A 13,579-nucleotide genomic window follows, 5' to 3' on the forward strand; every position below is an offset into this window, starting at 1 on the left:
ACAGAAATACACCGCACAAATGGCGTAAGGCTTAGGAAAACCAGTTAGCTAAGGATTAATCCGGTTGCGTCGTCGCCTCGGAACCAAGCGGCGGCGGGAATCGCCTGGTGGTTGCGCGATCATCCAGACAATCGCTGCACTGCATCGTGAATCGACGCTTAATGGGAAGCGGCCGCCCGCTTGTCGCCACGGCCGTGACGCAGTCGTCCGACCACGCCGGTGGGGAAGAAATAGACACTGGCGATGAACAGCAGCCCCAGCCAGAGCAGCCAGCGGTCCGGGTGCAGCAGCCCCGGCACCAGCGGCAGGCCGGTTTCGGAGGCCGCTTTCGAGGCGGCACCCATCAGCGATTGGAGGTAGTTCTGGGCGAGGATGAAGATCGTGGCGCCGATGATCGCGCCGTAGATCGTGCCCATGCCGCCGATCACCACCATCAGCAGGATGTCCAGCATGATGGAGAAGCTGAGCGAGGTGTCCGGACCCGCATAGCGCAGCCACAGCGCATTCAAGATGCCGGCACTGGCCGCGACCAGGGCCGCGAGACAGTTTGCGTAGGTCAGGTGGAACACCGTGCGGAAGCCGAGGGCCTCGGCGCGAAAGCGGTTCTCGCGGATCGCCTGCAGTACGCGGCCGAACGGCGAGTTCACCACACGCAGCAGAGCAAGGATCATCAAGGCCGAGATGGCGAACACCAGATAGAAGGTCAGGATGCGGCCATTGATCTCGAAGCCGAAGACGCTTTTGGAGATCAGCACCGTGCCGGGGCGCAGCAGCTCGGGCAGTTGGAAGCTGCGCCCGTCCTCGCCGCCGGTGAGCCAGGAGAGCTGCGAGGCCAGCACCTGAAAGGCGGAGGCCACCGCGAGCGTGATCATGGCAAAAAAGATCGCGGCCACCCGCAGCGAGAACAAGCCGATGGCCAGCGCAAGCAGCGCGGCCAGCGGCAGGCCGACGACGATTCCGGTTGCGACGGCGGCCCAGCTCGGGCCCATGCCGTACAGCGCGATCGCGATCGCGTAGCTGCCGATGCCGTAGAACATGGTGTGGGCGAACGAGACCGTGCCGGTGTAACCGAGCAGCAGATCGTAGGAGGCCACAAGCGCTGCGAATACGCAGATCTTGGCCGCGACGTTCAGTGCCTTGGCCCCCGGGAACAGGAACGGCGTCGCAGCCAGCGCCAGGATGATGAGGACGAGAACGAGTGTAAGGACGCGGCTGCGCGGCGGATCGCCCGACAGGATCATCATCGGCTGGTCACAGCATAGAGGCCGCGCGGGCGCCACATCAGGATGGCGACCATCAGCAGAATGTTGGAGACGAGGGCGAGTTTCGGCACCAGGAAGCCGCCGTAGTTGGCGACCATCGCCACCAGGATCGCGCCGATGAAGCAGCCGCCGATCGAGCCGAGGCCGCCGATGATGACGACGACGAAGATCAGGACCGTCAGCTCGTCGCTCATGGAGGCATGGACCTGCTCGCGATAGAGCGCCCACATCACGCCGCCGAGGCCGGCGAGCGCCGAGCCGGTCATGAACACGCCGAGGAACAGCCGCCGGATACGATAGCCGAGCGCCTCGACCATCTCGCGGTTCTCGACGCCGGCGCGGATCAGAAGCCCGAGCTTGGTGCGATTGAGCACCAGCTGGATGGCGATGAAGACCGCGAGCCCGATCAGCGTCGCCAGCACGCGGTACTTTGCGATCGCGACGTCGCCGAGGATGAAGGAGCCGCGCAGCGACGCCGGCAGCGGCATCGGGATGATCTGCGGCCCCCACAGCGCATAGAGCGTCTGCTCGGCGACGATCAGCCCGCCTGTGGTCATCAGGATCTGCTTCAGATGCTGGCCGTAGACTGGCAGGATCAGCACGCGCTCGACGACCAGTCCGAGCGCGCCTGAAACCGCCATCGACAGCAGCGCCGCCGGCGCCAGCACCGCCAGGTTCACCCACAGCGAATCCGCCTGAACCGAGGCCGCGAACGGCGCGAACACCAGCGTCGCGACATAGGCGCCGACCGCGATGAAGGCGCCGTGACCGAAGTTCAGCACGTCCATCAGGCCGAACACCAGCGTCAGCCCCGAGGCCATGATGAAGATCATCATGCCCATCGCGAGGCTTGCGGCGGTCAGCGTCAGCCAGGTCGAGGGCGAGCCGACCAGCGGGATGGTGAGGAGCGCGAGCGCGACCGGCAGCAGGATCGGCGCGATGTCGCGCTTCGGCTTCGGCAGCGGATCTGATGCTGTGAGTTCAGTCACTGATGTGCCTCCAGGCTCAGGCCCAGCAGCCGCTCCTGCAGCGGCACGTCGGCGGCCAAGGCCGCCATCGCGCCGCGATGGACGATGGTGCCGTTGTCCATGACCAGCACGGTGTCGCCGAGTTCGCGGGCGGCAAAGAAATTCTGTTCGACGAGCAGGATCGTCGCGCCCTTGCGCTTGATCTCCTTCAGGCATTCGATCAGCGCCCCGACGATGGCGGGCGCCAGCCCCTTGGTCGGCTCGTCGATCAGCAACAGCTTGCGCGGCTCGATGATCGCGCGCGCGATCGACAGCATCTGCTTCTGGCCGCCCGAGAGGCTTCCGGCGCGCGACAGCCAGAACCGGCGCAGCGCCGGGAAGAAGCCGAAGATCCACTCCAGCTGCTTGTCATCCATCTCTGCGTCGCGGGCGGCGAGGACGAGGTTTTCTTTGACGGTCAGATCGGAGAACACCGCCATGCTCTCGGGCACGTAGCCGACGCCGAGCCGTGCGATGTCGGGCGTGGCGCGGCTCTCGATGCGCTCACCGCTCATCGTGATCTCGCCCGAGGAGGCCTGCCACAGGCCCATGATGGTGCGGAGCGTCGTGGTTTTGCCGGCGCCGTTGCGGCCAAGCAGCATCGTGACCTGCCCCTCGGGCACCGCGAGGTCGATGCCCTGGAGAATGTGGTAGCGGCCGATATGGGTGTGCACGCCGGAGAGTTTCAGGAGGTCGCTCATGCCGCACCCTCTGCAGGGCTCTTGGGAGCAACGCCGAGATACGCTTCCTGCACGATCGGCGAAGCGATGACGTCCGCCGGCGGCCCGTCGGCGACAAGCTGTCCGTTATGCAGCACCATGATGCGGTCGGCGAGCGAGCGCACCACGTCCATCTTGTGCTCGACCAGCAGGATGATCTTGCTCTTGTCCTGCTTGAGCTGGGCGATCAGGTTCAGGACGACGGGCACCTCGTCGATGCTCATGCCGGCGGTCGGCTCGTCGAACATGAACACCTTTGGCTCCAGCGCGATCATCAGCGCGACCTCGAGCTTGCGCTGGTCGCCATGCGACAGCGCGGTCGCGGCCACGCCGCGACGATTGCCGAGCGCGACCTGGTCGAGGATGACGTCGGCGCGCGCGATCAGATCGCGGCGGACCATCCAGGGCCGCAGCATGTCGTAATGGGCGCCGCTTGCAGCCTGCACCGCGAGACGCACGTTCTCCTCGACGGTCAGGTTCGGAAATAGATTGGTGAGCTGGAACGCACGCCCGAGACCCGCACGGGTCCGCAGCGGCGCGGAGTGCTGCGTGATGTCGGTGCCATCGAACAGGATGTGGCCAGCGGAGGCGCGCAGCTGGCCGGAGATCAGGTTGAAATAAGTGGTCTTGCCTGCGCCGTTCGGCCCGACGATAGCCGTGAGCTCGCCCGGACGGAACGTACAGCTGACGTTGTTGACGGCGACATGCCCGCCGAAGCGGATGGTGAGGTCGCGGGTTTCGAGGGAGAGCGTCATTGATCGGCTGGAATTGATGAAACGAGGTACGTCCGCGGGCACGCTGGCTCCCTCCCCCGCTCGCGGGGGAGGGCTGGGGAGAGGCGAAGCAAGAAACGTCACCGCTTGTTGCGGATCGGAACGTCCATGTCCTCGATCTTCAGCTCGCGGACCGGCTCGAGGATGGCCCAGGCAACGTTCGGATCGACCTTGACCTTGAAGTGATACATGCTCTGCAGCGCCTGATGGTCCTCTTTGCGGAACACCATCTTGCCCTTCGGCGTGTCGAACTCCATGCCTTCCATGGTCGATATCAGCTTCTCGGTGTCGGTCGATTTGGCCTTGCTGACCGCAGTGACGATGGACATCGCAGCCGCGAAGCCGCCCGCGGTGAAGAAATCAGGCGGGGCGTTGAAGCGCTTCTGGTGCTCGGCGACGAGCCAGTCGTTCACCGGGTTCTTCGGGATGTCGTAGTAGTAATAGGTCGCGCCCTCCATGCCCGGCAGGCTCTTATAGGCCGCGAGCGCCGGCAGGATGTTGCCGCCGGTGGAGAGCTCGATGCCGTAGCGCTTCGGATCCATGTCCTGGAGTTTCGCCAACGGGTTGCCGGCACCGGCCCAGATCACCCAGATCACCTTGCGGCCCGGCTTGTCCTTCAGCGCATCAAACAGGCGCTGGCCGACGGCGGTGAAGTCGGTGGTGTTGGCCGGGGCATATTCCTCGGCGCCGAGCGTCGCGCCGGTCTTGGCCAGGGCCTCCTTGAAAGCGGCGACGCCGTCGCGGCCGAAGGCGTAGTCCTGCGCGAGCGTCGCAACCGTGACGCCCGGCTTGCCGATCGCGACCGCGTTCGAGATCGCGTCCTGCGAGGAGTTGCGCGCGGTGCGGAAGATGTAGCGATTCCACTTCTCACCGGTAATCTGGTCCGCGACCGCGGGCTCGACGACCAGGATCTTCTTGTTCTCTTCCGCGACCGGAAGCATCGCCAGCGCCGCGGCCGATGAGGTCGTGCCAACCGCGATATCGACCTTGTCATCCTGATAGGCTTCGGCGAGCGCCGTCTTCGCAAGGTCTGGCTTGCCCTGGTCGTCCTTGGTGATGATGACGATCTTGCGACCGTCGATCGTCATGGTGCCTTTGGTGGCGTATTCGAAGCCCATCTGCAGGCCGGTTTCCGTCTGCTTGGCGTAGACCTCGAGCGGACCAGTCTTGCCGTAGATCAGCCCGATCTTGAGGTCATCGGCGCGCGCCGAGGTAACCGCGGCGGCGGCGATAATGGTTGTTGTTATGATGAGTGATCGGCGCACGATGGTCCCTCCTGTCTCGGATTTTCCGGGCAATAGCGATTTGCACAGCCTGACGAACATTGCAATTCGACCTTCCGGCCGACGTTGTGCATGCGGCGGCCGCATCATTTTTGAACCAGCCACGGCGCGTGTTGCGCGTCGGTGCCGGAGGCGGCGCCTTCGATCTGGCGCCAATCCGACTGCGCCTCTTCAGCACTTTCGAAAATATGCGGCGCGACGCCACGCCGTTCGAGCGCCTCGCCAAGCTTGATGCGGAGGAAGCCCGAGGTCGTGTAGCGCGACGCGCCGGAATAGAACCTGTCGACCAGGCTGCGCACCATGGCTGAATAATCGTCCAGCAGCTCCGGCAGAATGGAAAAATTGTCATAATTGACGATGGCGTAAACCTTGCGACCGAGCGGGCCGAGCCTCGCCGCGACAATCCGCCCGATCTCCTCGATCTCGGCTTTGCTGCGCAAGGGATAGCGCTCGAGGTTGATGAAGAACAGGTTCTGGTCGGCATCGAGGGTGAAGCGCTGGTCGAGCGGGATGGTCAGCAACCGTTCCCGCAGATCCATGGGGCCGTCGCGGAAGATGCGTGCATCCATCAGGCCGGGTTCCCGCGGGATCAGCGGCGTGAAATCCATCAGGCGCAGGATGTCGCGTTCGATGTCGGTGCCGGGTGCGACTTCGGTGAGCTCGAGCCCGTCGGGCCGCAGCGTGAAGACGCAGCGCTCGGTGACATAGAGCACGCGCTGCCCGCGGGCTGCGGCGAAAGGGCCACTGAAGGTGACGTGCTCGACGTGATCGACGAATTTGCGCGACTTGGCCTCTTCGACAATGGTGAGCTGCCCGTCGGTGACGGCGATGCGCTGCCTGCCGGCGGCAAAGGTGCCGACGAACACGACCTCCTTGGCATTCTGGCTGATGTTGATGAAACCGCCGGCGCCCGCCAGCTTCGGCCCAAACTTGCTGACATTGAGATTGCCGGTGCGATCGACCTGCGCGAGCCCGAGGAAGGCCGCATCCAGCCCGCCACCGTCATAGAAGTCGAACTGATAGGGCTGATCGATCACGGCCTGGGTATTGATCGCCGCGCCGAAATCGATGCCGCTCGCGGGAATGCCGCCGATCACGCCGGGCTCCGCGGTCAGCGTGATCAGGTCGATGATGCGCTCTTCGTTGGCGACCGAGGCGATCCCTTCGGGCATGCCGATGCCGAGATTGACGACGCTGTTGGCCTTCAGCTCGAAGGCCGCGCGGCGCGCGATGATCTTGCGCTCGCTCAGCGGCATCTCGGGCAGCGATGCCGCGCGCACTCGGATCTCGCTGGAATAAGCAGGATTATACTGTGTGCCAAAGGTCTGCCAGTGATGCTCGGGCCTGGCCACGACGACGCAATCGACCAGCACGCCGGGAATCTTGACCTGGCGCGGATTGAGGCTGCCGCTCTCGGCGACACGCTCGACCTGGGCGATGACGATGCCGCCGGAATTGTGCGCGGCCATGGCGATCGCCAGCGCTTCCAGCGTCAGCGCTTCCTTCTCCATGGTGAGGTTACCGTCAGGATCGCCTGTGGTGGCGCGGATGATCCCGACATTGATCGGGAACGTCCGATAGAGCAGGCATTCCTCGCCGCGCAGGGTGATCAGCTCCACCATGTCCTCGGTGGTGCGCGCATTCAGCTTGCCGCCGCCATGCCTGGGGTCGACGAAGGTGCCGATGCCAACGCGGCTGATATGGCCCGGCCGGTGTGCCGCGATGTCGCGGAACAGGTGCGTGATCACGCCCTGCGGCAGATTGTAGGCCTCGATCTGGTTGGCGATCGCGAGCTGCTGCAGTTTCGGGGCAAGACCCCAGTGCCCGCCGATCACCCGGCGGACCAGGCCTTCGTGGGCGAAATGGTTGAGGCCGCGGTGCTTGCCGTCGCCCTGGCCTGCGGCATAGACCAGCGTCAGATTGCGCGGCTTGCCCTGCGTGTAGGGCGCATCGCCCTCGTTGGCGAGATAGAGTTCCTCCAGCGCCACCGCGATCTCCTCGGCAAAGCCGATACCGACGAAGCCGCCGGTGGCGACCGTGTCGCCGTCGCGGATCAGCATCACGGCTTCCTCGGCCGTGACGATCTTGCCCTTGCCGGAGTTTGGCAGATAGGCCAAGGCAGGGTGCTGGTTCACGCGTGTCCTCCCATGTTGGTCTTGTCAGGAGCGGCCTTGCGGTGGCCGCTCCCTTGTTGCAATCGGTGCGTTCGGAGCTGTCAGACCTTGCGGGTTTCGGTGGCGAAATAGACCGAGACGATCGTGATGATCGCGAGCGCGATCATGTAGAGCGAGATCGGCCAGGTTGCCGGCGCGTAGGCCGTCATCAGGCCCGTCGCGATCAGCGGCGACAGCGCACCGGCAAAGATCGAGGCGAGGTTGTAGCCGAGCGAGACGCCGCTATAGCGCACCTTGGTGCCGAACAGCTCCGACAGGAAGCTCGCCTGGGGGCCGTACATCGCGGCGTGCCCGATGGCGAGGCCGAGCACGATTGCGATCCAGGTCAGATGTGGGTTCTTGGTCGACAGCAGCATGAACAGCGGGAACGACATCAGTGCGGAGAACACCGCGCCGAAAATATAGATCGGCCGCCGCCCGACCTTGTCGGACAGCGCGCCGAAAGCCGGGATCGTGAAGGTCTCGATCGCAGCCGCGATCAGGACGCCGTTCAGCATGTCCTGCTTGTTCATGCCGAGCGATTGCGTCGCAAAGGCGAGCACGAAGGTGGCATAGATGTAGAAGAAGCCGTTCTCGGCGAAGCGCGCGCCCATCGCGAGCAGGATGTTCTTGGGATACATCCTGAGAGCCTCCAGGATCGGCATCTTCACCTCTTGCTTGGTGTCCTTGACCTTCTGGAACTCGGGCGATTCCGCGATCGTGAAGCGGATCCAGAGGCCGACCAGCACCAGCGCGATCGAGACCAGGAACGGGATGCGCCAGCCCCAGGCGAAGAGCTGCGCGTCGCTCAGTGTCGAGGACACCACCGTGAACACCAGCGTGCCGAGCACGAGGCCGAGTGGAGCCCCCAGCTGCGGCCAGCTGCCGTAAAAGCCGCGTCTGTCCTCGGGGGCGTGCTCGACCGCCATCAGCACGGCGCCGCCCCATTCGCCGCCGAGGCCAAAACCCTGGACCAGGCGGCAGGTGACGAGCAGGACCGCGGCCCAGATGCCGGCGGTATCGTAGGTCGGCAGGAATCCGATCGCCGCCGTCGCCGCGCCCATGATCAGCAGCGTGAGATACAGCATGGTCTTGCGGCCGATCTTGTCGCCGTAGTGGCCGAACACGACCCCGCCCAGCGGGCGTGCGATGAAGCCGAGCGCGTAAGTCGCGAACGCCAGCAGCGTGCCGATCATGGGATCGAACGTCGGAAAGAACAGCTTGTTGAAGATCAGCGCCGCCGCGGTGCCGTAGAGAAAGAAGTCGTACCACTCGATGGCCGTGCCGATCAGGCTCGCGGTTGCGACCGTGACATGCGACGGCTGCTTGGCCCCGAGTTCATTGACGGTGATCGCTCCACTCATCTGGCGTCCTCCCTGTTTGCGAATGCGCATGTGCGCCATGCGTCATTGTGCAAAGCGAAAAGCAAGGGCCGCGCCAGATGCGACACCAATGAGCAAATGACTGAAATTCCGGCAATTCCCGCATTCGGCGCCAGGAAATGAGTGCTGAACAGACTGTCCGGAGTCTGAGACTCCGGACAGTCTCCGTCTCGAAACTCAGACGGAAGCGGGCCCTGAGGCGAGCCCGAATTTGGCGAGCTTCTTGTAGAAGGTCGCGCGCGAGATCTGGAGCAGCTTGGCGGCTTCGGAGATCTGACCGTTGCTGGCGGCAAGCGCCTGCTCGAGCGTTTGCTTCTCGAACTCCGCCTCGGCCTCGGCATAGGGCAGCACGAAGCCGGCGGCCCGCGCGGTCGAAGCCGGCCTCGCATCCGTGCCGACGGGGAGGATGCGCGCGAAATCGTCACCGCTCAGCCGCCCGGAATCGCTCAGGATCAGTGCGCGTTCCAGAACGTTGCGAAGCTCGCGGACGTTGCCCGGCCAATCGTAGCGGGCAAGCACGGTCAGCGCGCTCGGAGTGATCTTGGCGCTGACATGATCACCGGAGGCGCTGATATCCTCGAGCAGCCGGGCGCTGATGTCGGGGAGATCGTCGAGACAGTCGCGCAGGGGCGGCAAGTCGATCGAGAGCACGTTGAGGCGGTAATAGAGGTCGGGTCGAAAGGTGCCGTCGCTGACGCGCTTGCGCAAATCGACATTGGTGGCGGCGACGACGCGTAGATCGACCTTGGAGATCTTGTCCGATCCGAGCGGCTCGATCTCGCGCTCCTGCAGCACACGCAATAGCTTGGCCTGCAGTTGCAGCGGCATCTCGCCGATCTCGTCCAGAAACAGGGTTCCGCCGTCGGCGATCCGGAATTTCCCCTCGCGCCCCTTGCGATCGGCCCCGGTATAGGCGCCCGGTGCGGTGCCGAAAAATTCCGATTCGATCAGCGTGTCCGGGATCGCGGCGACATTGACGCTGACGAACGGCTTCTCGGCGCGGGAGGAGGCATTGTGAATGGCTTGCGCCAGCATCTCCTTGCCCGTCCCGGTCTCGCCGGTGAGCAGGACGGTGACGTTTTGCCGGGCGGCGCGGCCTGCGAGCTCCTTGGCCTGCGTGATTCCAGGGGTCCTGCCGACGAAGTCGGCGAAGGTGAAGCGCGCGGCACGGGCGTTGGACAATTGCCGCCGCGCCAGCCGCAAATCGCTCTCGAGCTGGGCGACGCGCGCAAGCAATGGCTTGAGGCTTTCCAGACGGTCATACAGCACGAAGCCGATCGCTCCGATGACGTTGCGCCTCTCGTCCTCGATCGGCATGCGCGTCACGACCAGCTGCTCGCCGCCGAGCTCCATGATGTCGAGCAGGATCGGCTCGCCGGTTTCGACGACCTTCCGCATCATGCTGTTCGGAATGACCTCCTCGATCGGCCGTCCGATCGCCTCGGAGGTGTGCTTGAGACCGAGCGAGGCGAGGTACTTCTCATTGACATAGATCACGCGTCCGCCCCGATCGATGGCGATCGCGCCCTCGCACAGATGCTCCAGCCGCTCGAACAGCGTCACCATCGCGCGCGCGCGGACATAGGCGGGATCGCTGACGTCAGGGGACGTGTGGGGCATGGCGCGCCTCGGGGAGCTCCGCCTGTTTATTACCAAAAGGGCTGTGATTTCAAAGGGGGAATCGGCGTGACGGGTTAACGTGCGTAAGCATTCGCCCAAGATCTATCCCGTCACCCTGAGGTGGCCGCTTCTTCAGCGGCCCTCGAAGGGCGACGGGCCCGGCTGGCAGCCCGGCCGTTCATCCTTCGAGGCTCCGCCCACGATGCTTCGCATCGCGAGCCTCGCACCTCAGGATGACGGAGGAGCGTTAGCGCTCGTCGCACGATAAGGGATAGCCTACCGCCGATACCCGCTCGCCCGCGAATAGCCCTGGCGGTTTTGCTGCATCGGACGGGCGGACACGCTGGCGCGGGATTCGCTGGCGGCGGGGGTAGCGAGCTTCAGCTCTTCGAGGAAGATCGGCCGCGCGAAATAATAGCCCTGCGCGTAGCGGATCTTGGTCGCTGCCTGGAGATAGGCGAGCTCCTCGTAGGATTCCAGGCCTTCGGCGATCACGGTCATGCCAAGCGCCTCGCTCAGGGATTCGATCGCGCGCAAAATGCCCTGGCTGCGCGGGCGCTTATGGATGTCGGTGATGAAGGAGCGATCGATCTTGATCTCGTCGGCAGTGATGTCGGCGAGCGCCGATAAGGACGAATAGCCGGTGCCGAAATCGTCGATGGAGATGCCGACGCCGAGCTTGCGGAATATCGGCAGGATCTCGTCCTGGAAATGATTCTTGGCGACGAAGGCGTCTTCCGTCACCTCGATCATGAATCTCTGCGGAAAGCCGGTGTTCTCCAGCGCCCGCGCAAAATCGTGCATGAATTCGGGATTGCCGGCCTGCTTGGCGGCGACGTTGATGCTGATGTTCGCGTCCGCGCCAAAGGTGTCGTTGATCAGGTCGATCGACTTGACGATCTCAGCCAGCACGAGATGGGTCAGCTCGTCGATCAGCCCGAGCTCGACCGCCAGGTTGATGAACGAACCCGGCGCCTGGATCACGCCCTCGTCGTCGCGCAGGCGTACCAGTGCCTCGATCCCCTTTACTTCCTGGGTACGGATGTCGACCTTGGACTGAAAGGCGCAGCAGAAGCGCTTCTCGAGGATGGCCTGCCGCAGCGACTGCTCGATCTTCATCCGCGCGAGCGCTTCGCGCTCCATGCTGGAATCGAAGAAGGCCGCGGATCCCTTGCCGTTGTTCTTGATGCGGTACATCGCGATGTCGGCGTTCTGGCGCAGCGTCTCGAAGCTGCTTCCATGGTCGGGAAAGAGGCTGACGCCGACGGAGGTCGAGGCGAACACTTCCGAATTGTCGATGAAGAACGGTGCGGTCAGCCGCTCCAGCGTCGATTGCAGGAATTCGGCGACTTCCTCCTGGCTCTGGATCGGGGAGAGCAGCAACAGGAATTCGTCGCCGGAGATGCGCGACAGCATGTCGGACTCGCGCAGGTCGCGCCCGAGACGCTTCGACAGCTCGACCAGCAGCGCGTCGCCCACGGCATGGCCGTAATAGTCGTTGATGTGCTTGAAATTGTCGACATCGAGAAAGGCGAGGGCAAAACGGTCGTCGCCGCGACCGCGGGAGAGCAGGTTGGAGGCGCGATGCTCGATGACGCGCCGCGAGGGCAGGCCGGTCAGCTCGTCGAAATAGGCCGAGCGGAACAGCTGGTCCTCGAAATTCTTCTGTTCGGTGATGTCGGCGGAGGCCGAGATCAGGAGCTCGCGGCCGGCGAGCTGGACCGGGCGATGGGTGGTCAGCAGCACCTGACGCGCGGCGCCGTCCTGGAGGGCTTCCTCGGAGACGACAGGCTGTCCGGCCTTGAATGCGCGTTCGCAGGCTTCGCGGCGCTGTGTGAGATCCGGCGACGGGCGGCTGCCGTCCATGCCGAGCTGGGCGGCGGCGACATCGTTAACCAGGAGAAGCTTGCCCTGCGCGTCCTGCACGGTCAGGCCGGCAGGCAGCATTCTAACGATTTCCTTGAGAAATCCGAGTTCGGCTTCGTTCGCGCCGCTACATGCATTGTCGTTCATAGAAGCCATGAATCTTGTTGTTCAGCGCGCGTTTGCAATGGGCGCGATCATGCGCAGGTCCCTCTTAGCTTTGGTTAAAGGGTCCGCAGAAATACGGGGGTGTTTTGCGAGAAACCTGCGATGATCTCGGGCGCCCCGCCGATCGTCATTAACGGAAGGTCAACAGCGCATGCGAAAGCGTGCGCGGACTGCGCGGACCTGTTTCGTTTCTCTTGCAACCGGTCGCGAGATGGCTTCGTCGACAACCGCCGGGAGAGGTGAACCACCGTCACCCGTTCCGGGGAATGCGGCACTGCATGATGCAATGCAGTCCGGTCTTCAAATAGGAAACCTCGGTCTTGCCGTCGAAGGCCGAGAGCGCCGATTTCAGGAGCTTGGTGCCGAAGCCGGGCGCCGAGATGTTACCGATGGTCGGTCCTTCGGTTTCATCCCAGGTGATGGCGAGGCGATCGTCGCTGACCGTCCACGACACCTGCAACAATCCGCGTGGTGAGGAGAACGCGCCGTATTTGCCGGCATTGGTGGCGAGTTCGTGAAACATCAGTGACAGCGTCACCGCAAGCTTCGGCGGCAGGAACAGCCGCTCGCCATTGAGGGTGAAGCGGACATGGCCGTAAGGGCCGAGCTCCGAGATCAGGAGGTCGCGGATGTCGCAGCCGGCCTTGTCGACCCGTGCGATCAGGTCGTCGGTCGCGGCCAGCGAGCGGAGCCGCGGGTCGATCCGGGCCCAGACCTGAGGCTCATCGTGCAGCACCTGGTGCAGCACGGCATGCACGGTCGACAGCTTGTTTTTCAGCCGGTGCTGCAACTCGTCGACCAGGACCTTGCGATAATCTTCCTCCTCGATCAGGCGTCTGGAGATCCGGCGCTGCTCGGCCAGCATGGTGCGATAATGCTCGACGCCCCAGATCGTCAGCGCGGACACGCCCCAATAGAGTGTCAGCAGCGCGAAGCGCGCGCGATCGGCATAGGCATCGCCGAAATTCACGACGACGCCGAGCACGCCGCCGACCAGCGCCGTCACGACGCCGATACGCAGGCCGCCGAAGGCGGCAGCAAAGAACACGGCCGGAAAGTACGGTGAGAAGAAGACGTCGGGGCGCACATGCGCGAGCCCCCAGCGCGCCAGGGTCGCGAGCAGCAGGCACGCCACCGCAAAGACGATGCTCAGGCCGAGCGACGGCGGCGCTACGCCCTGCCAGCCCCTGCGGAATTCGTCGATCAGCTTCCCCATGCGGAAGTCTTCGTTGCCGAAGGTGCCAAAATTGTGATCGCTGGCCGGCGCCTACCGGAAGGCGAGGCGTAGCCGCGAGCAGGACGCCGTAGGGTGGGTTAGACGGCGTCTGCGCAAAGCGCAGGCGCTGACG

At 64.2% G+C, this 13,579-nt stretch carries 10 protein-coding genes; all 10 read right to left on the reverse strand.

Annotated features, from left to right (window positions below; translation table 11 throughout):
- Positions 1-158: 158 nt before the first annotated feature.
- Positions 159-1,244, reverse strand: a complete 1,086-nt coding sequence (locus BM222_RS22205; RefSeq protein WP_177243372.1) for a branched-chain amino acid ABC transporter permease — start codon at positions 1,242-1,244, stop codon at positions 159-161.
- Positions 1,241-2,251, reverse strand: coding sequence for a branched-chain amino acid ABC transporter permease (locus BM222_RS22210; protein ID WP_092232045.1), 1,011 nt, complete (start codon positions 2,249-2,251; stop codon positions 1,241-1,243). Before BM222_RS22210 ends, BM222_RS22205 begins: the two co-directional genes overlap by 4 nt.
- On the reverse strand, positions 2,248-2,970 hold the full coding sequence (locus tag BM222_RS22215) for an ABC transporter ATP-binding protein (protein ID WP_092232048.1): 723 nt from the start codon (positions 2,968-2,970) through the stop codon (positions 2,248-2,250). Before BM222_RS22215 ends, BM222_RS22210 begins: the two co-directional genes overlap by 4 nt.
- Positions 2,967-3,743 (reverse strand): ABC transporter ATP-binding protein, encoded by a 777-nt coding sequence (locus BM222_RS22220; RefSeq protein WP_092232051.1) that lies wholly within the window; start codon positions 3,741-3,743, stop codon positions 2,967-2,969. Before BM222_RS22220 ends, BM222_RS22215 begins: the two co-directional genes overlap by 4 nt.
- 98 nt (positions 3,744-3,841) lie before the next feature.
- Entirely contained in the window at positions 3,842-5,026 is a 1,185-nt protein-coding gene (locus BM222_RS22225) for a substrate-binding domain-containing protein (protein WP_177243373.1), read from the reverse strand.
- Between the two features lie 104 nt (positions 5,027-5,130).
- Positions 5,131-7,179, reverse strand: coding sequence for an acyl CoA:acetate/3-ketoacid CoA transferase (locus BM222_RS22230; protein WP_092232057.1), 2,049 nt, complete (start codon positions 7,177-7,179; stop codon positions 5,131-5,133).
- Positions 7,180-7,259: 80 nt separating this feature from the next.
- Positions 7,260-8,561: an MFS transporter gene (locus tag BM222_RS22235; protein WP_244547212.1), complete on the reverse strand. Its 1,302-nt coding sequence runs from the start codon at positions 8,559-8,561 to the stop codon at positions 7,260-7,262.
- A gap of 195 nt (positions 8,562-8,756) precedes the next feature.
- The gene (locus BM222_RS22240) at positions 8,757-10,199 is read right to left on the reverse strand and encodes a sigma-54 interaction domain-containing protein (protein ID WP_092232061.1); all 1,443 of its coding nucleotides are present in this window, start codon (positions 10,197-10,199) and stop codon (positions 8,757-8,759) included.
- 276 nt (positions 10,200-10,475) lie between these two features.
- Positions 10,476-12,212: a putative bifunctional diguanylate cyclase/phosphodiesterase gene (locus BM222_RS22245; RefSeq protein ID WP_177243374.1), complete on the reverse strand. Its 1,737-nt coding sequence runs from the start codon at positions 12,210-12,212 to the stop codon at positions 10,476-10,478.
- Between the two features lie 268 nt (positions 12,213-12,480).
- Entirely contained in the window at positions 12,481-13,446 is a 966-nt protein-coding gene (locus tag BM222_RS22250; RefSeq protein ID WP_092232067.1) for a sensor histidine kinase, read from the reverse strand.
- Positions 13,447-13,579: the final 133 nt, after the last annotated feature.

Source organism: Bradyrhizobium sp. Gha (assembly GCF_900113735.1).
In the GTDB taxonomy this organism is placed as follows: domain Bacteria; phylum Pseudomonadota; class Alphaproteobacteria; order Rhizobiales; family Xanthobacteraceae; genus Bradyrhizobium.